Here is an 18,182-nt window from a genome sequence, read left to right as displayed (position 1 = left end):
AGGTGTGTTTTTACGCCGCAGTTATTCTTGTGATCAAAGCAACGATCGAACTGAGGGTTACGGAAGAAGAGATTGTCGGACTGGACTTCCCCGAGCAGTTGAAGAAAGCGGCAAGCGGCGGACAGACACATTCCGTGTAACTATAGCTGCAGACTCCCGGGGCTGTATAAGGAAGGAGAACAGGTATGGAACGTCAAGCATGGGTCAGCATGATCCAAGAGGCAACAGAGGCCCGGGATTTCCGTGAATTGCGGTCGCTGCGCGAACGCGCCCATGAGATGTTTCTGCGGCATCTGCCCACGAATCCGCCCTTTGAATGGAATGGCGAGGTCAATCGGTTTCATGATTTGGTGATCGGCCGGACGATTGCCATGACCGAGTGCATGGTCTGTGAGGAGAGGAACGAGCAGGTTCCTATTCCTTACGCATTCCTGCTGTTCGGCAGCGGCGGCCGTATGGAGCAAACCTTATGGAGCGATCAGGACAGCGGACTGGTGTATGAGGATGCTCCGGATGAAGAACTCCGTTTACGGGCCGAATTATTCTTCGAGACGCTGGCTGGACGAGTTTCCGCCAATCTTGAGCTGGTCGGGTACCCGCTATGCAGCGGCGGCGTGCTGTGTACGAATGAGAAGTGGAGACGACCGTTGTCAAGCTATATGCAGATGGTGAACGGCTGGCTGCAGAACCCGGATTGGGAAAATGTCCGTTACTTATTGATCGTTGCGGACCTCCGCTGCATCCATGGAGAGCGCTATCTCGCAGATCGCCTTATGGGGAATTTGCTGAGCTACGTGCAGAAGCATCCTGCGATGTATGGTCATATGCAGCAGAACACGCTGCATCATAAGGTGTCCATCGGTATTTTCGGGCAATTGATCAAGGAGCGATACGGGGAGGATGCCGGTGGTGTCGATGTGAAGTACGGGGCTTATATCCCGATTGTGAACGGTGTCCGGTTACTCGCGCTGGAGGCTGGTATCCGGGCGACCTCGACAGAGGGTAGAATCCGCTCCCTGATGGTTGGGGGACATGTCCCAGAGGATATCGGACATGACTGGCTGGATGCGTTGTCCATCGCCCTGAGGCTGCGTTCGACGACGCCCTTCCAGATCGAGGATGGTCAGTATACATCCCGGGGGATGCTAACGCCTGAGCTGCTCACCAGAAGCCGGACGAGCGAGCTCAAGATGTGCCTGCGCATCGCCGGGGAGCTCCAGAAATTTGTGAAAAAATCCGTCACGACGGAAATCGAGAACAGCAAGAGGTCAGGTGAGAGCGAATGAAGGACATGAGACCGCCGGGAAGAATGTGGAGCTTGTACAAAATGGGGGGCTTGACGCCTGCCATTACGTCCATGTTCGATATGCAAAGTGCGCAGCAAATGGCTTTTATCCGATCGATCATGAAAGAGCAGCGTAAAAACTCACTGTACGAGATTCCGCTTCATACGGTGGAGCTGGTTGTCTTCGACCTGGAGACTACGGGCTTCTCGCCCTATAACGGAGACGAGATCATCTCATTCGGAGCGGTGTCGGTCAATGGTTCGGAGGTCGCGAACGAGGATACGTACTACAGCCTCGTGAATCCCAGGAGGACCATTCCTCCGGAGATTGAAGAATTGACGGGCATCAGCAACAACGAGGCGTCTCAAGCTCCTGAGCTGCTGCAAGCGCTGCGCGGCTTTCTGGAGTTTGTCCAGCAGAAGGTGCTGGTTGCCCATGGGACAGGGCATGATAAGCACTTCCTGAATGCGGCGCTGTGGCGGACCTCCAAGGTGAATCTTTCCCACCGGCTGCTGGATACGATGATGGTGGCCAAGTGGCTGAATCCAAGGCTGAAATCCTACGATCTGGATACTCTGCTGGACGTGTATGGAGTAGAGGTCACCCAGCGGCATCATGCGCTTGAGGATGCCCGGATGACGGCCACACTATGGTCGAGGCTGCTCGGAGAAGCGAAGGACCGAGATGTCCAAACCTTGGGCGATCTATATATGCAGCTCAGCCGTCATTAACAATCTTCGGATCGGGGTTCCCGTTCCGAAGATTGTTTCATTTGTCATCCGATCACCTGAATATGTAGAGGAACGGCTTGTCTGGCAGCTCCTCCTATGTCCGCATAACGGTATGCGCGGACAAGCGGTTCACTGTCGTTTGCAAGGGATACGATCCACTGGCTGGGAAGCGTGTGCCAGGCGGATCTTAGGTCATGTGCAGACGGAATAGGCGGGGCTAAAGGGTGGGAATGCACAATGCCGAGCAGTTTAAGCTTGTCTCTGTCCGTTGACTCCCCTCTGCCATACAGAGCGCCGATCATTTGCTGCGGATGCATCGTGAAGCTACGGGTAGGCTCGGCGGCAACATTATCGATCGGGATAAAGCTCGATATCCGCCGTATGCCGTCTTCACGGCCGAACAGGAAGCCACAGCCTTCTTCCGGCCATACTCTCCTGCAATGATCCAGCACGAACTGAAGGGCCACGGCGGTTATTTCTATGTTCTCCTCGATTAGCATAGCTCCATCCTCCGCGAAATGCCTAAGTCTGAAGACCATTATACCCCGACGGTACCCGCCTGCCTATCCGCCAAGCGTTCCCTGGGGCTTGACGAGGAAGAATACAAACACCATTACAACAGCCATCAACGAAGCGACGCTTATAAAAACAAGCTGATGGGATTTATCCATCATCCATCCGAACAGAGGCGGGCCGAAGGCTACGCCGAGAAAGCGCAGACTGCTGTAAATGGACGTAATCATTCCGCGCTGCTCGCGTTCCACCGAACCGGCAATCATCGTATTCAGACATGGAAGCAGCAGGCCTGTTCCGATGCTGCTTGCCGTCAGCAATCCGATTAACACATACAGGCTGGTCTGGAATAGAAAGATACTCAAACCGAGAGAGAGGGTCATGATTGCGAGTCCGATATTGATCAATCGGCGCATCAGCGAACCGTTCTTTTTTATTTTGGCTCCCGTGGTATAGGAAGTGACGACCAGACCCAGCAGCGGGATAGCCAGGACAAAGCCTTTCCTTACACCCTGGATGCTATAAGGGGCTTCCTCCAGGATATCGGACAGGTAAAATAATGCGCCGAACAGGACGAAGAGAGCTGCCGAGCCCGCAAAGAAGGAAGTGATCAGCCAGCGGCCTTTTTCCTTCAGGATATGGCCGATTTGCCGGATATAGGCGCCGAGCTTGGGCGGTTTCCCCTGGCGTTCCGGCTCCTTCAGCAGAAACAGAACGGCCAGCAGCGAGAGCAGACAGAACACAGGGAAGGCGAAGAATGCCGCATACCAGACGATTAAGGCCAGCAGAGATCCGAATATGGGGCTGACGACCTTGCCGAAGCCGTTGGAAGCTTCCGTTAACCCGAGAGCCTTGCTTTCCGTCCCGTCGTTATATAAATCGCCTGCTAAAGCCATCGCAATCGGTGCGGTTCCAGCGGCCCCAAGACCTTGAATGGCTCTGGCGATAATGATGATCGTGTAAGAGTTCCACACGGCTCCCAGGCCGGCCAGTACACCTGCTCCGCCATAGATGATCAGGGAGGGAATAATCACGGCCTTACGCGAGAACCGGTCGGATAAATACCCGGAGATCGGAATGATCAGGCCGGCGGTTACGGAGAACAGGGTGATGACCAGGCTGCTCTGAAACTGGGAGATGCCTAGCCGCTCCTGCATATCGGGTAAAATAGGGACAAGCATCGAATTGCCGAGCACCAGCACCAGGGGAACGGAGGCGATGGCGATGAATTCCCAGATCAGACCTTTGGATTGGCCAGTGGATTGTCCGGAGGCGTTGTCTGAGCCCGCTTGGCCGCTCGTTGGGCTGTTGCGTGCGGGCTTATGCGTAGGCTGTTTGTCTTCGTCTATATCGCTTTCGAAGGTGATGGAGAGCCGCTTTCGTTTTGTTTTTTCCATAGTTGACGATAAACCCCCATAAGAAGCGAATGTTGGGGTTAATGTTCCCGGCAGCCAACTCTATCATGCGAGAGGGGCCAGGCAACCTTTGCCAATGGAATCATGGGCCGGATAATGGGGATACTGACAGATAAGACCAGCCTCATGAAATCTATAAAAGCCGAAAGGGGCCGATGGCATGAAAAAAACGAATGTGCTATTCGGATTGACTGCGCTTGCGCTTGTGCTGATGGGCGTCTGGCAGATGGTCCGTACCGACCAAATCATTCGTGCGGCAACCGCTCCCCCCAAGCCTGTGCTTGCTGTCACGATGCCGGTTCCTCCCGAATCCTTGAAGGGACTCGATGGAAAGGATTATACGATCGGGGGCGCTCGTGACAAGCCGATGCTGCTGAACTTCTGGGCCTCCTGGTGCGGTCCCTGCCATGAGGAAGTGCCGGCGCTGAAAGCAGTTTACGAACGGTACGGCAGTCAGTTTGACCTGTATGCCGTCAATGTGTCCAAAGGAGACCGGATGAAGGATGTGAAGTCATTTGTCAGCCAGTATGGGGTGAAATTCCCGGTACTGCTGGACTCGACCGGCGGAGCGGCCAATGATTACCGCATCTTGTTCGTGCCGACCAGCTTCCTGATCGACAAGGAAGGGAGGCTCGTGGAGATTATCCATGTGCTGCCACCCGAGGAGCTGGAGATGAAGATCCGGAAGCTGGTGGAGGGCGGTGGCGAAGCCTAAGCTCCCGGCAGTTCCCGGGAGCCGCTCTAGCCTGTAAGCGACAAAAGAGCTGCAGCAGACGCTTGACGCGCCGCTGCAGCTCTTTATATGCAGGAGCAGGACTTAGTGGTTGACAAGTCCTAGCCGTTCCTTCTGTTCCTCCGGCTTGTTGTCTGAACGGGTTTGATTGAGCAAGGCGTACCGGATGCTGTCCGCCAGCGCCTGCCAGCTCGCTTCGATGATGTTCTCGGATACGCCGACGGTGCTCCAGTTGTTCTGGAAGTCGGATGATTCGATCAGCACACGGACCTTGCCAGCCGTCGCATCCTTCTCGTCCAGCACGCGGACCTTGTAGTCGGACAGGTGCACATTCTGGATGCCCGGATAGTAAGCCATCAAGGATTTGCGCAGCGCGTTGTCGAGAGCATTGACCGGACCGTTGCCCTCGGCTGCGTTATAACAGGTTTCACCATGTACCTTGATTTTTACGATCGCCTCCGAGATGACAGGCTGATTCAAGTTCTTGGCAACCATGATCTTGAAGGATTCCAGCGTAAAGATTTCTTCGAGCTGGCCATAAGCGTTGCGGATCAAGAGCTCAAGCGTCGCGTCGGCTCCTTCGAATTGATAGCCTTGATGCTCCATTTCCTTGATCTGCTCGATCAGCTGCTTCGTCTGCTGGTTGCTGGTGTCGAATTCGAGTCCCATCTCCTGGGCCTTAAACACGAGGTTGCTCTGTCCGGCCAGCTCCGAGACCAGGACGCGCTGCTTGTTCCCGACCAGCTCCGGCTTCAGATGCTCATACGTGCTGGAATTCCGGAGGATCGCCGATACATGGATACCGCCCTTGTGGGCAAATGCTGCGGCTCCTACGTACGGCTGGTTGACCGGCATATGCATATTCGCAATTTCACTGACGTACCGCGCCACACTGGTCAGCGTCGCAATCTGCTCCTCGCTGATGACCTCATACTTCAGCTTGAGCTGAAGGTTCGGGATAATCGAGACCAGGTTGGCGTTTCCACATCGCTCACCGTATCCATTAATCGTCCCTTGAACCTGAGTTGCGCCGGCCATGACGGCCGCCAGGCTGTTGGCAACACCGAGCTCACAGTCGTTATGAGCATGGATGCCGATAGGTGCTTTCAGGTTTTGGCGTACGACGGAGACGATCTCAGTGATTTCATGGGGCAGCGTGCCCCCGTTCGTGTCGCAAAGTACGACCCAGTCCGCTCCGGCTTCTTCGGCTTTGCGGATCGTGGCGAGCGCATAATCCGGATTGTTCTTGTAGCCGTCGAAGAAATGCTCCGCGTCATAGATCACTTCGAGACCGTTCTGCTTCAAGTAATGAACGGAGTCGTAGATCATCGCCAGATTTTCCTCCAGGGTAGTCTGGATCGCCGTATGTACGTGGAAGTCCCACGACTTGCCGAAGATCGTCGCTACCGACACGCCGACTTCCAGGATACGGTTCAGGTTCGGGTCCTGGGCTGCCTGCGAATCCTTGCGCCGGGTGCTGCCGAAAGCCGTCACCTTGGCATGCTGGAGCTCCAGCTCCTTGACGCGGACAAAAAATTCAATGTCCTTATTGTTGCTGCCGGGCCATCCGCCTTCTATATAAGTAACTCCCAGCGCGTCGAGCTTTTGGGCGATTTTGAGCTTATCTTCAACAGACAGGCTGACGCCTTCCCCTTGCGTACCGTCGCGAAGCGTCGTATCGAATATTTTTACCGTGCGAGTCATGGGAATCCTCCTGTTTCATGTAGCTTGTCTTTGGGTAAAGTATAATTCATGATTATAGCACATTAACGCGGTCAAAGGGTATGGTCGGTTGAAAAATGTTCCCTATCATGCCGGGATTGCATCGCAAAGTTGACCGGTTTCCTCCTGTTTATTATGCTAAAGAAAGGAAATACTCGGGAGGAGCGGCCAAGCCATGACGGAACAAATCCCCCCACAGCCGGCTGCGCATGCGTATCCGGTCAACGGGAGAGTCATTCTTCATATTGATATGAATGCCTTCTATTGCTCCGTGCATGAGGCGGTAGAGCCTGAGCTGTATAAGGGCAAGGCGGTCGCTGTGGCGGGGAGTGTCGAGCTGCGCAAGGGCATTGTCGTCACCTGCTCCTATACGGCCCGCGCCCGGGGAGTCAAGACCGGGATGCTGGTTAGCCAGGCTCTGAAGCTATGCCCGGAGCTCGTACTGATCCAGCCGGATTTTGATTTGTACCGTCAGTTTTCCAGACGATTCATGAAGATCGCTTATGAATATTCACCGCTCGTGGAAACGATGTCTATCGATGAGTGCTATGTCGATATCACGGGCTCCAAGTCGATAGGAACACCGATGGAAATCGCCGAGACGATTCAGCGGCGCATCCGCGAGGAGCTGGGACTTCCCTGCTCCATCGGCGTGGCTCCTAATAAGCTATTGGCCAAGATCGCGTCGGACATGCGCAAGCCGAACGGCATCACCGTGCTGCGCAAGCGCGATGTGCCTGCCGTGCTGTGGCCCAGTCCTTGTGCGATGATGTTCGGGATTGGCAAGAAAACGGCCGACAAGCTGGCCCGTCTCAATATACGCACACTGGGCGAGCTCGCGCGAGCGGATGAACAGATGCTCATCCAGCAGTTCGGCGTGCTGGGGAGCTGGCTCAAGCGGGCCGCGCACGGGGAGGACGAATCGCCGGTTAATCCAGAACGCGAGCAGAGCAAGTCCATCGGTCATACTACGACGCTGCCCGTCAATTATTCCCGGCGCCCCGACCTTCACAGGGTCCTGTTGAATATAGCCGATCAGGTGGGGAGGCGGCTGCGCAGACAGGAGCTCATGGCACATACCGTGTCCATAACCGTCCGTGATCCGGATATGAAGACGATTACCCGGGCTGCCAAGCTGCCGGAGCCGTCCGAGAGCGCAGATGACTTCTACCGGATGGCTTGCAAGCTCTTCGACCAATATTGGAAGGAAGGGGAGCCTGTCCGGCTGCTCGGCATTACGCTTCAAGGTCTGTCCCCGCGCAGCGAGGCTGCTGTGCAGTTGGACCTGTTCAGCTACCAGCAGCAGCCGGTGAAGGAGAAGCTGAACCGGACGCTGGATGCGCTGCGGGACAAATTCGGAGAAGGCGCCGTGCTGACAGCCGGCATGCTTGGCGACGATCCGTCGACCCTGATCCGTAACAGCAAGCGGAGGGGAACTTCCCTTCAGATGGACCATCTGCGTCTGAAGGGTTTGGATGAAGAGGAAGATTAAGGTTTAACGCGGCATGAAACCTTCCATCCATCTCCCCGGAAGATCGGAATACTCAATACTTTCTATTTGAACTTTCCCGTTTTTTATAATATTATATGTTAGAATAAAGACAACAGCAGTATATTCACTAAGGAGGAAGATGAAGCATGTCTAAATACACCTGGGTTGAAAAAGATACCTGTATCGCCTGTGGCGCCTGTGGTGCCACAGCACCTGACATCTATGATTACGACGATGAAGGTTTGGCAGAAGTTATTTATGAAAACGACGGGAATAAAGGCGTAACGGAAATCCCTGAAGATCTGTACGATGATCTGCAGGATGCACAGGACGGCTGCCCGACGGATTCTATCAAAGTTTCCGATTCCCCGTTCAATTAATAGAAATGTTCGATCTTGCAACTTAGGACCTACCTTCCATGAGAAGGTAGGTTTTTTTCGTGGTTTTGGTTAATTTCTTCACGTCTTCCTTTTTCTATGGTAAGATATAGTCGTTAGATTAATGCGCTGGGGGCTGTCTATGAAGAAGGAACTAAACAAATCCACCGTTATGATTCTCGGCAATTCGCTGATTGTGCTGCTTTGTGTACTACTATTGTCGTATGGCTGGTTGAAGGTGCTGTCTAATCAGGTCGATACCTGGAACCTGCAGGGTACGATGTCTCAGGAGCCTCATGAGGATATCATCGTCGTCGGCATTGACGAACAGTCGATCAAGGAGGTCGGCCCGTATCCCTGGGACCGCAAGGTGTATGCGGATTTAATCGCTAAGCTGGAACAGGGCGGAGCCAGGGTGATCGGATTCGATATTGAGCTGTATACGGAAAGCGATAAGCCGGAAAGCGACAAGGCCCTTGCGGCTGAGCTGTCCAAGCATACAAACATTATTCTGCCTTCCCATGCACTGGTGGAAAACGAATTCGACCGCAGTACGAAGGTAACGGCGGGAGAGCTGATTCGGGCGCGCGGGGTGCAGGAGCCGATCCCATTGTTCAAGCCTTTTGCCAATCGGGCGCATATTAATGCAACCTTCGATCCGACGGACGGTGTCGTACGCACCAACTGGCTGCAGATCGATACACCCCAGGGCGTGTTCCCGTCACTGGGACTCGCCATGGCACAGCTTGGCGGGGTCAAGGTGGACCGTTATCTGAATCTGCCGTTATTGAAGGACCGTCCCAAGTCGGAGATGATCATCCGCTGGGATGCGAAGGAGTTTGACTTCGAGACTGTTTCCTTCAATCAAGTGCTGCAGGGCAAGGTGCCGCCATCGACATTCAAGGATAGGTTGGTCCTGGTCGGCTATACGGCTCCCGGATCGGATGAAGGCATCACACCTATCGAGAACCATATGCATCTGGTGTATGCGCACGCGAATATTTTGAACCAGATTCTTAAGGATCAATCCATCACCCGGGCCAATCCGCTGCTGGAGCTGGCACTGGCTGTTGTCGTCGCGATTCTCTCGGGACTCGTTACGTGGCGTTTAAGGGCCACCTCGGGGGCTCTTCTGATGCTGATCGTCACCATCGTGCTGCTTGCAGGTCAATATATGCTCTTCTCGTCCTCATTGATCTCTATGGATGTCATTCACGCAATAGCCTGCGGATTATTGGCATATTTGGGTAACATCTCGATGAAAACCTATTTTGAAACGAAGCAAAAGAATTATATTACCAAGCAGTTCGGGCGGTACATCTCACCGGATCTGGTCAAGGAGATTGCGAACAGCGAGCAAGAGATCCAACTGGGAGGAATCAGCAAGGAGCTGACGATTTTATTTCTCGACGTGCGCGGATTTACCCCGCTTTCGGAGCGGCTGAAGCCGGAAGAGGTCGTTGATTTTCTTAATCTGATGTTCAACCTGATTACCGAGCGCGCCCTTGAGAATCATGGCACGATCGATAAGTTTATCGGGGATGCGGCGATGATTTTGTATAACGCTCCGCTTGATGTAGAACATCACCCTTACTACGCCGTCAAAACGGCCTTCGAAATCCAGAAAGGAATGGAGAAGGTGCGTGCAGATGTGCTGGAGAAATACGGGGTTACGATCGCTGTAGGCATCGGGATCAATACGGGGGATGTCGTTGTAGGGAATATCGGTTCTTATCTGCGGGTGGACTATACGGCAATCGGCGATAACGTCAACACAGCTGCCCGGATTGAGTCCAATACGCAGCCGAATCAGGTGCTTGTGTCGGAGGTTACCTACGAGCTGACCAAGGAGTACTTCGATTATAATTATGCAGGTGAAAAACTAATGAAGGGCAAAAGCATTCCATTGAAATTGTACGAGGTGACAGGCATTAAGGGCGTACCTTCATCGGATAAGGCCAAGAAGCGACCTATTTCCTAGGAAATAATAGGAATGTTGATACAATTTCGACTTTTTTCATGAATATCCGTTGCTTAATTGATTGATGCCGTCTTACAATAAAACTATCAGACAGGCAGGATAAGGAATTATTTACGGTGAAGGAGAGGGAAAAAACATTGAGAAACACAGCTCGTATACATAAGTCCGGAGGCAGGACAAGATGGTCCTGGGTGCTCGTTGTGACTCTGGTCCTAAGCTTGCTCTCTTCGCTGACAGCTCCACAGGCTTCGGCCAAATCCGTCCGCTCGGCCGTCGTCTCCTCCGTTACCGGTGAAGTCACGTATACCAAGGCGGGCGGCTCGCGCTCGATCAGCGTCTATCCGGACTTGTCGCTTAACCAGGGCGATCTGATTAAGACAGGGCCAGGTGCCTCCGTTATTCTGAGTATTGTGGATCGTAATGACGAGATTACGATCAGTGAAAATGCGGAAATTTACATTTCTGAATTAATGGAAGACGGCGGCAAGAAGTCCAAGGTCAAGTCTTGGGCCGGGTCCGTTTGGAGCAAGGTAAAGTCGCTGGTCAGCTCCGAGGATGAGTTTGAGGTGGAGACACCTACAGCGGTCATGGGTGTTCGCGGTACGCACTGGCTTGTCAAAGTCGATCCGATAACCGGCAATACTTATGTCACGTTAGGCTCGGGCATTATCCATGCCAGTACCACTTCCACAGGGACGGGAAATAACGGTCCTGCTCAGCAGACGAGCGAAGCTACGATCTATCCTTCGCAGCAGTTGGAAGTGAACTCACGCGATGAAACGGATGATCTGCGAACCAAGATTGAGTTTTTGGATCCGAGCACTCTGGTTAATTCAGCTTCACCAGAAATCATCAAACAACTACTTCAATCCATTGCTGATATTCAACGCGAGAACGAGGAACTGAAAAGCCGTCTGACGGATGATCAGCTCAAGGGGGCTGATAGGCCGGATCAGGAATCCAGCATCAGATACCTGAATGCAGAAGAGCTGGAGAAGGTACAGGCGAATATCGACAGCATTATTTCTAATGTGCTCAAGAGCATGCTGGATGAGAACAAGGCTGACCTGGGCTTAATTCATGAATCTGTTAAGAAGCTTGAGGAACTTACCCATCGGAAAATCGATCTGAACCAGGTGAAGCCTTTGGACAAGACGGCTGGTCTAGATCCGGAGATTGAGAAGAAAAAGCAGGAGCTGAGGGATAAAAGCAACAGGCTTGAACCGGAGAATAAAAAGCAAGAGGATGCCAAGAAAAAGCTTAATGATGCTTTCAGCAAGCTGGAGGACGAAAAGAAACGGAGAGAGGAAGCTAACAAGCAAGCTGCGGCTGAGGCGGCCAAAAAGGCGGAAGAAGCGTTGAAGGCGCAGCTGGATGAAGCTGCGAAGAAGCTTTTTGAAGAAAATAATAAGAAAAATCAGACGCCACCGTCCAATCCGGGAAATTCCGGGTCCAACGGTTCAGGAGACTCGAGTAACCCCGGTTCCTCAGTAGAAGCCCCTGGTAAGCCGGTGCTGATCAGTCCGACTGCGGCTTCGCAGGTTCTCGTGAACGAGGACATCAAGGTTACGCTTACAGCTGAATCCGGCAGTACGGTAACGCTGAGAACGAAGTCTGGCTCCGTCGTGGCTACAGGCAAGGGGAACGGAGCATCTTCACCGGTGACGCTGGCGTTCAAGGCCGCTCAGACCGGACGGTATGAGCTGGAGGCCGTGGCTTCCAATGAAGGCGGGACAAGCGCCACTCTCGCAATTCCGGTCATTGAGGTCGTAGACTCGATTCCTGTTCTGTTACCCCGAGTTACACTGAAGCAGGTCGGATCAGCGGTGAATGGCCAGGTACAGCTTGAGCTTGACATGGAACATTTCACAGGCAAGCCGTTCTACGGCGTACAGGCCCATCTGGTCTATGATTCGTCTGTATTGAAGTACACGGGGCCCAAAGAACTCCCGGACAATGGTCAAACCTTGTTCAGCGGCACCTACGCTGCAGAAACCTTGAACCAGAAGCCGCCTGTGAACAATAAGACGGAGCTTATCTATGCCGGCTTGAGATTCCAGACCGCAACCTCGGGCAATGTGGAAGAAATTAATCTCCAAGCCGGTGCAGGCAAGCTGGTGACGGTTCCGCTGCAAATCGGGTCGGGCGCCCCCAATGAAACTTCAGTGAAGCTCGCTTACGTGAAAGTAGTCGATAAGCAAGGAAATACGGTGTATGAGCTGCCGTTGAACAGTCAGACGGCTATCAGCGTCAAGCTGACGAACTAATGTCCAGTCGGAATAGAGGGAGAACCCAATGAACAAAGCCATACAAATAATCGCAGGTTCCCTGCTGGCCTCGGTGCTGGCAGGGGGAAGCATGGGAGCATCGGCGGCGGGGTTTGCTGCAGACGGATTACGCGGGGAGAATAACCAGCTGCTGCTTCAAGTGACGACTCAAGCGGGCAGTGGAGATACAGGAAGCCGTGATGGAGCTCTGCTATATGCGAACTTCCGGGCGCCGTCGAGCTTGGTGGTTCGTCCGGATGGAACGATTATCGTTTCGGATTCCCGCAATCATGAAATTCGTAAGGTGACCAACGATCAAGTATCTGTCTTGGCTGGGACCTTCTATCAGAAGGACGCGAAGGGAATGCCCGTTGGCGCTCTGAACGATGGAGGTGCAGATACTGCGCTGTTCTCTGATCCTCACGGCATGGCTGCAGATGCGACAGGAAATCTGTATGTGGCCGATACCGGCAATCATGCTATTCGTAAAGTGAGCACCACCGGCCAGGTGACAACGATCGCCGGCGACGGTATTACGGGAAGCGTGGATGGACGGGGGGCCAAGGCGCGGTTCCATAGTCCGATGGATGTCGCGGTTGCCGGTGATGGGACGATCTATGTAGCCGATACGCTGAATCATGTGATCCGCAGCATTTCTCCAGGCGGAGACGTAAAGACATTGAATGCACGCTCCGAGCGTTATGTCGAAGTAACCAAAGGACAGGCTGCGGGAGCAGGCGATTATGCGGACGGCCCTCTTGCCTCGGCTAAGTTTAACGAACCTAGCGGTCTTGCGCTTGACGCGAAAGGCAATCTGTATGTAAGTGACTCTGGGAATCAGCGTATCCGCTATATCGATTTGGCTGCCCAAACCGTTAGTACGGTGGCCGGAACGGGCAAAGCCGGGAGATTTACCGATTTGTATGTGCCTGGGGGCTATGCAGATGGGGCTTCGTCCTCCGCTGCCTTTAACTTCCCGCTCGGGCTGACGGTCACGGCTGAGGGAGGCGTAGTCATCGCCGACAGCCAGAACCACTCGATCCGCTACTTGTTGGACGGCCAGGTGTCCACATTGGCGGGTGCATCCGGTCAGCGCCCAGGTGAGCAGGACGGCACGGAAGCGGGGGCTGGATTTCAACGGCCAAGTGATGTAGCCGTTCTGCCGGACGGAAGTCTGCTGGTGGCAGATTCTTATAATAATAAAATCCGTAGCATCCAGCCTTATCGCTTGCCTGCCGGCATCACGGCCGATGATACGGTGAAGGTGGCCTTGAATGCCAAACGGATTGACTTTGAAGCTGCACCTGAGATCAACAACGGGCGGACGATGGTTCCGGTACGTGCGGTGACGGAAGCCCTAGGGTACGAAGTCGAGTTCGAACCGGGCACCAGAGCCGTTAAGCTCAGCAAGGACGGGGTAGCGATCGAGCTGTATATTGACCGTACAGGCGTTAAGCGGTTCGAGGCTGGCAAGGAAGCTGCCGTCCAGCCGACGGACACTGCGCCTTATATCAAGCAAGACATCACCTATGTGCCTGTCCGGTTCTTTGCGGAGCAGATCGGGCTGGACGTGCAGTGGGATGCTGCCACGCGTACGGCCATCTTGCGAACCCCGCATTCGTCTGGCAAGCGCTAGGACCAAGCAAGCTCAAGACTTATTCTGTGGAAGGGACTGCACTCTCTTCGCAGAGTAAGTCTTTTCGTTTAATGAATAGCCAGAAGGAAGGGAAGAGGAACCAGATGACTATATCATTTCGTATTGGCATCATGACCGATGAGGTTTCCCAGGACCCGGCGGTTGCTATTGCACTGGCCCGAGAGTACGGGCTGCAAGGTGTAGAGCTGCGCTCTGTGGATGGCAAGCAGCTTCATCAGCTGGGGGATGAGCGGATCGAGGAGCTGAGAAGCTTGATCAGCGGAGCCGGCCTTGAGGTGTGCGGCCTGTCGACGCCGGTGTTCAAGTGTGAGCTTGACCGTCCGGACGAAATTGAGCAGAACCTGGAGATCTTGAAACGAGATGTGGAGCTTGCCCGGGTATTCGGCTGCCGGATGATACGCGGCTTCAGCTTCTGGGCGCGTAAGCCATTCGAAGCGGCGTTCGATGATATCGTCAGACGCCTGCAAGGTATCGTTCCTTTGCTGGAGGAAGCGGATGTCATCTTCGCGTTGGAATTCGATCCGGCGGTCTACGCGACGAATGCAGAGAAAACGGCCCGCCTTGTCCAGGCTGTGGGATCTCCTTATATCCGGGTATTATTCGATCCCGGCAATGATCTATGGGACCCTGACGGCGAGGTTCCTTATCCCCAGGGCTATGAACATGCCCGCGACCTGATGTGTCATATGCATCTGAAAGACGCGATTCGCCAGGAGACGGAGGTTGAAGGTGTAGCTATCGGAGCGGGTAAGGTGGATTACCAGGGGTTGTTCTCGGCGCTCATCCGTGACGGATATGCGGGGTACCTGGTCGTGGAGACCCATTATCGGCTGCGCTCCAAGCTATCCGAGGAGCAATTGAAGCGGCCTGCAGGCTATGCCTTCTCCGAAGGCGGAGAAGAGGCGAGCAGGCAATGTTTGGACAGTCTGTTTACACTGCTGGAGGGTCTTCCTGATCAGGCCTGAGAGACCTGTGCTGGGCCGATAATACCCTGTGCTGTGGTCCATGAGGCCTATGAGCCGTCCCTTCACAAAAACATCATCTGAGCCGATAAATACAGGGAGATGATGGAAAGGGAGGGGTTGCATCGTGAAGAAGAAAGACACCGACGACCAACTGCAGCTCTTTTTCAAGCAGGACCCGCAATATCTGAAGAAATATGTAAGGCAGCATCCTGAAAATAAAATGGCCTGGTATTTACTCGGCCGTGAATATGAAGCTCAGGGCAAGCAGGGAAAAGCCTTATACTGCTATGGACAGGCCGGTGAGGTATACGAGGCCTATGAGGAACAGAAGATCTCGCTGCCGTCTTTCCCGGAGCATGTGGAGAAGGGGAACGAATCCACGCTCTCATCGAGCGGACAAAGGCACGGGGGAAAGCGCTGGAAGCGCTGGCTGTTCAGCTTCGCACGCACGGCCATACTGCTGTTGCTGGGGACCTTACTGCTGCTAGCCCCGGGATTATCAGGCTCGGGCAGCAGGGAGTATAAGCAGACGCAGGAGCCTGCAGCGATACCTGCTGATGTGACCACGGCTCAGCTCCAGGCCGGACATGTGTACTACGGGGTAGGACCCAAGACAAAGCAGGCGATCGGGCAGGCGCTGCAGCATATGCTGCTGCAGGAACGGCTCCTGAGCTTCGGCATTCTCGTCCGTGGGATGCCCCTGGCCGACTCGGCCTGGATTGAATGGCTGAAGAAGCCGGAGCCGCTGTTGTCGGTAGAGGCGAAGGAGGATGCGTCACAGCAGCAGGTCAGCTACCACGATGCTGAGAGCTGCAGCTGCCAGCCGACCGATGCCGGACGGGCCGAAGGCCTTGTAACAGGCTGGATGGGTCAACGGGAGCAGCAGGCGGTATTACGCTCGGCTGTCGCCGCCTACATGCGGAGAAACGGGCAGCCGCCTACAGCCGCCTCACAGCTGACGGCGGATTACCCTAATAATCTGTTGCCCGGGCTCACTCCGTATATGAACGAGCTGTTCGAGCGGGATAAAACCGCTATGGCGGCTGAGATGGATGCCTGGAACAAGGCTATCGCTGCCGGGGCGGCACCCGCGGCGGCTGCGGCTGCCGTTCATCAAGCCGTGAAGCCTGGCCAGTCCCCGCTGCCCGAAGGGCTCGTCCAACCGCTGGAGCAGCCGCTGGAAATCCTCATAGACAAGTCCGCTCACCGGCTCGCGCTGGTGAGCGGTACGATCGTGCTGCGCAGCTATCCGGTTGGGCTGGGAGCCGACAGGACGCCCGAGGGTGCCTTTGAAATTTCGGAGAAGGTCCGCAATCCCAATGGAAAGTCCAATGGAGACTTCGGGAGCCGGGGCATGACGCTGTCCGATACGAATTATGCGATACATGGCACCAATAAGCCGAGCAGTATCGGCAAGGATCAGTCGCTCGGCTGCGTGCGGATGCGGCAGGCGGATGTGGAGGAATTGTTCGACATGGCCCCGATGGGGACGAAGGTTACGATCGGCAAAGGTCTGCTGCCGTCCGCTGCCTCCGTCAGTCCGGTTCCATTGAAGCTTCCCGTTCAGGGGCAGGATACCAATCCCAATAAGGTGTACCGCTGGCTGGATTAGGGCCGTGCGCGGTCCTAGCTGTTGACGATCAGCAGGACGGACATCCCGATGACAATGGCGCCGAGGATGGAGCTGACCCAGATGATCAGCTTCTTGTTCGGCGCATCCTGTTTGACCTTGCGTTGCGCGTATGGCGTAGTTTTTTTCTTGGACATTGACATCAGCCCTGCCTTTTTGGTGAGATTAAGCATATTTTAACATATTGTAAACGTTTTAGCGGTAGGAACTTCATGGTTTGTCCTCTTTATTTTTCCTTCATAAAACGATAAACTGTCAACGAGAGAGTTATCGTCAGCAAGACATGGACGGGAGAGGGCGACAAAAGCATGTTGTACAAAAGTTTAGCAAAACCGGTGCTGTTCCGAATGGATCCGGAGAAGGCTCATCACCTGACAATCGACGGCCTGCACACGGTCGGCAATATTCCGGGAGGCCGCCCGCTGCTGCGCGCGATCTGGGGAGTCGGCACCCACGCGGAGCTCGAGACCGAGCTATGGGGCATACGGTTCGGCAATCCGGTCGGGCTGGCCGCAGGTCTGGATAAGAACGGGAAGGCGGTTCCGGGCTTCTCGAACATCGGCTTCGGCTTTATGGAGGTAGGGACGGTGACCCCGCAGCCCCAGGAGGGCAATCCGCTGCCGCGCTTGTTCCGCTTGCCGGAGGACAGCGCACTGATTAACCGGATGGGCTTCAACAACGTCGGGATCGAGGGCATGAAGCGGAATTTGCGTAATCAGGGAAAGCGTACGATTCCGCTGGCCATCAATATCGGGAAAAATAAAGTAACGCCGAACGAGCAGGCCGAGGACGATTATCGCGCATGTATCCGCTCGTTGTACGGCTATGGAGATTTCTTCGTTGTCAATATCAGTTCGCCGAATACGCCGGACCTGCGCAACCTTCAGCATGGAGACGACTTGTCCAGACTGCTTGCTGCGGTCAAGGATGAGATCCGTATCCAGCATGCCAAATTCGGCGGCCGCGAGAAGCCGGTGCTGGTGAAGATCGCTCCCGATCTGACAGCAGAAGAGACGGAGTATTCGGTAGCCACGATCGTGCGAAGCAACATCTCGGGCATTATCGTCTCGAATACGACGCTATCCCGCGATGGCCTCGTGCATGCGAACCGTGGAGAGATGGGAGGTCTCAGCGGACGGCCCTTAACGGCAAGGTCAACGGAGCTTATCCACACGGTGTATCGGTTGACAGAGGGCAAGCTGCCTATTATCGGTTCCGGGGGAATATTTACGGCCCAGGACGCCTATGACAAAATCCGGGCGGGAGCCAGCCTGGTGGAGATTTATACGGCTATGATCTACGAGGGTCCGGCTATCGTCAAGCGGATCAACGAGGGACTGAGGCAATTGCTGAAAAAGGATGGCTTCCAGCATATTTCGGAAGCTGTGGGTTCGGCGCATCAAGGCTAGTCTA

15 protein-coding genes are annotated in these 18,182 nt (G+C 54.4%); 11 read left to right on the top strand and 4 right to left on the bottom strand.

Translation table 11 applies throughout. The features are described from left to right. The first annotated feature begins 185 nt into the window (after positions 1 to 185). On the top strand, positions 186 to 1,286 hold the full coding sequence (locus WMW72_RS00225) for a DUF294 nucleotidyltransferase-like domain-containing protein (protein ID WP_341413391.1): 1,101 nt from the start codon (positions 186 to 188) through the stop codon (positions 1,284 to 1,286). Next, a complete protein-coding gene (locus tag WMW72_RS00220; protein WP_341413390.1) occupies positions 1,283 to 2,017 on the top strand; it encodes an exonuclease domain-containing protein in 735 nt (244 codons plus the stop codon). Before WMW72_RS00225 ends, WMW72_RS00220 begins: the two co-directional genes overlap by 4 nt. A gap of 44 nt (positions 2,018 to 2,061) precedes the next feature. Here WMW72_RS00220 and WMW72_RS00215 read toward each other — a convergent pair whose 3' ends face one another. Then, on the bottom strand, positions 2,062 to 2,517 hold the full coding sequence (locus tag WMW72_RS00215; RefSeq protein WP_341413389.1) for a M67 family metallopeptidase: 456 nt from the start codon (positions 2,515 to 2,517) through the stop codon (positions 2,062 to 2,064). Between the two features lie 63 nt (positions 2,518 to 2,580). Continuing rightward, the gene (locus WMW72_RS00210; RefSeq protein WP_341413388.1) at positions 2,581 to 3,927 is read right to left on the bottom strand and encodes an MFS transporter; all 1,347 of its coding nucleotides are present in this window, start codon (positions 3,925 to 3,927) and stop codon (positions 2,581 to 2,583) included. Positions 3,928 to 4,105: 178 nt separating this feature from the next. On the opposite strand from WMW72_RS00210, the gene WMW72_RS00205 reads away from it, so the two are divergent. Beyond that, positions 4,106 to 4,660: a TlpA family protein disulfide reductase gene (locus tag WMW72_RS00205; protein ID WP_341413387.1), complete on the top strand. Its 555-nt coding sequence runs from the start codon at positions 4,106 to 4,108 to the stop codon at positions 4,658 to 4,660. 102 nt (positions 4,661 to 4,762) lie between these two features. Here WMW72_RS00205 and cimA read toward each other — a convergent pair whose 3' ends face one another. After that, on the bottom strand, positions 4,763 to 6,382 hold the full coding sequence (gene cimA, locus WMW72_RS00200) for a citramalate synthase (protein WP_341413386.1): 1,620 nt from the start codon (positions 6,380 to 6,382) through the stop codon (positions 4,763 to 4,765). 193 nt (positions 6,383 to 6,575) lie between these two features. Between cimA and WMW72_RS00195 the strand changes: the two genes are divergently transcribed. The 7 genes from WMW72_RS00195 to WMW72_RS00165 all read left to right on the top strand — a co-directional run bounded on the left by WMW72_RS00195 (position 6,576) and on the right by WMW72_RS00165 (position 16,751). Then, on the top strand, positions 6,576 to 7,892 hold the full coding sequence (locus tag WMW72_RS00195; protein ID WP_341413385.1) for a DNA polymerase IV: 1,317 nt from the start codon (positions 6,576 to 6,578) through the stop codon (positions 7,890 to 7,892). A 146-nt stretch (positions 7,893 to 8,038) separates the two neighbouring features. Continuing rightward, positions 8,039 to 8,272 (top strand): ferredoxin, encoded by a 234-nt coding sequence (locus WMW72_RS00190; protein WP_341413384.1) that lies wholly within the window; start codon positions 8,039 to 8,041, stop codon positions 8,270 to 8,272. Positions 8,273 to 8,411: 139 nt separating this feature from the next. After that, the gene (locus tag WMW72_RS00185) at positions 8,412 to 10,250 is read left to right on the top strand and encodes a CHASE2 domain-containing protein (RefSeq protein ID WP_341413383.1); all 1,839 of its coding nucleotides are present in this window, start codon (positions 8,412 to 8,414) and stop codon (positions 10,248 to 10,250) included. Between the two features lie 137 nt (positions 10,251 to 10,387). Continuing rightward, positions 10,388 to 12,517 carry a FecR domain-containing protein gene (locus WMW72_RS00180; RefSeq protein WP_341413382.1) on the top strand — a complete coding sequence of 710 codons (2,130 nt, stop codon included), beginning with the start codon at positions 10,388 to 10,390 and terminating at the stop codon, positions 12,515 to 12,517. Positions 12,518 to 12,545: 28 nt separating this feature from the next. Then, entirely contained in the window at positions 12,546 to 14,153 is a 1,608-nt protein-coding gene (locus tag WMW72_RS00175) for a stalk domain-containing protein (RefSeq protein WP_341413381.1), read from the top strand. A 104-nt stretch (positions 14,154 to 14,257) separates the two neighbouring features. After that, positions 14,258 to 15,139, top strand: a complete 882-nt coding sequence (locus tag WMW72_RS00170) for a sugar phosphate isomerase/epimerase family protein (protein ID WP_341413380.1) — start codon at positions 14,258 to 14,260, stop codon at positions 15,137 to 15,139. Positions 15,140 to 15,263: 124 nt separating this feature from the next. Further along, complete coding sequence (locus WMW72_RS00165; protein WP_341413379.1) at positions 15,264 to 16,751, top strand: L,D-transpeptidase family protein; 1,488 nt, start codon at positions 15,264 to 15,266, stop codon at positions 16,749 to 16,751. Positions 16,752 to 16,765: 14 nt separating this feature from the next. Here the strand turns inward: WMW72_RS00165 and WMW72_RS00160 are convergent, their stop codons facing one another. After that, the gene (locus WMW72_RS00160; protein WP_341413378.1) at positions 16,766 to 16,906 is read right to left on the bottom strand and encodes a hypothetical protein; all 141 of its coding nucleotides are present in this window, start codon (positions 16,904 to 16,906) and stop codon (positions 16,766 to 16,768) included. 171 nt (positions 16,907 to 17,077) lie between these two features. Here WMW72_RS00160 and WMW72_RS00155 point away from each other — a divergent pair, with 171 nt between their 5' ends. Continuing rightward, entirely contained in the window at positions 17,078 to 18,178 is a 1,101-nt protein-coding gene (locus tag WMW72_RS00155; RefSeq protein WP_341413377.1) for a quinone-dependent dihydroorotate dehydrogenase, read from the top strand. The last annotated feature ends 4 nt before the right edge of the window (positions 18,179 to 18,182 follow it).

This window comes from Paenibacillus filicis (assembly GCF_038070315.1).
Classification (GTDB): Bacteria; Bacillota; Bacilli; order Paenibacillales; family NBRC-103111; genus Paenibacillus_G; species Paenibacillus_G filicis.
This window is presented reverse-complemented; position numbering and strand designations above follow the sequence as displayed.

What these genes read in the sequence shown, in the direction of transcription:
- WMW72_RS00160 (WP_341413378.1), bottom strand. Translation starts at nt 16,906, where the DNA reads ATGTCCAAGAAAAAAACTACGCCATACGCGCAACGCAAGGTCAAACAG.
- WMW72_RS00205 (WP_341413387.1), top strand. Translation starts at nt 4,106, where the DNA reads ATGAAAAAAACGAATGTGCTATTCGGATTGACTGCGCTTGCGCTTGTG.
- WMW72_RS00190 (WP_341413384.1), top strand. Translation starts at nt 8,039, where the DNA reads ATGTCTAAATACACCTGGGTTGAAAAAGATACCTGTATCGCCTGTGGC.
- WMW72_RS00210 (WP_341413388.1), bottom strand. Translation starts at nt 3,927, where the DNA reads ATGGAAAAAACAAAACGAAAGCGGCTCTCCATCACCTTCGAAAGCGAT.
- WMW72_RS00185 (WP_341413383.1), top strand. Translation starts at nt 8,412, where the DNA reads ATGAAGAAGGAACTAAACAAATCCACCGTTATGATTCTCGGCAATTCG.
- WMW72_RS00225 (WP_341413391.1), top strand. Translation starts at nt 186, where the DNA reads ATGGAACGTCAAGCATGGGTCAGCATGATCCAAGAGGCAACAGAGGCC.
- cimA (WP_341413386.1), bottom strand. Translation starts at nt 6,382, where the DNA reads ATGACTCGCACGGTAAAAATATTCGATACGACGCTTCGCGACGGTACG.
- WMW72_RS00195 (WP_341413385.1), top strand. Translation starts at nt 6,576, where the DNA reads ATGACGGAACAAATCCCCCCACAGCCGGCTGCGCATGCGTATCCGGTC.
- WMW72_RS00175 (WP_341413381.1), top strand. Translation starts at nt 12,546, where the DNA reads ATGAACAAAGCCATACAAATAATCGCAGGTTCCCTGCTGGCCTCGGTG.
- WMW72_RS00155 (WP_341413377.1), top strand. Translation starts at nt 17,078, where the DNA reads ATGTTGTACAAAAGTTTAGCAAAACCGGTGCTGTTCCGAATGGATCCG.
- WMW72_RS00170 (WP_341413380.1), top strand. Translation starts at nt 14,258, where the DNA reads ATGACTATATCATTTCGTATTGGCATCATGACCGATGAGGTTTCCCAG.
- WMW72_RS00220 (WP_341413390.1), top strand. Translation starts at nt 1,283, where the DNA reads ATGAAGGACATGAGACCGCCGGGAAGAATGTGGAGCTTGTACAAAATG.
- WMW72_RS00215 (WP_341413389.1), bottom strand. Translation starts at nt 2,517, where the DNA reads ATGCTAATCGAGGAGAACATAGAAATAACCGCCGTGGCCCTTCAGTTC.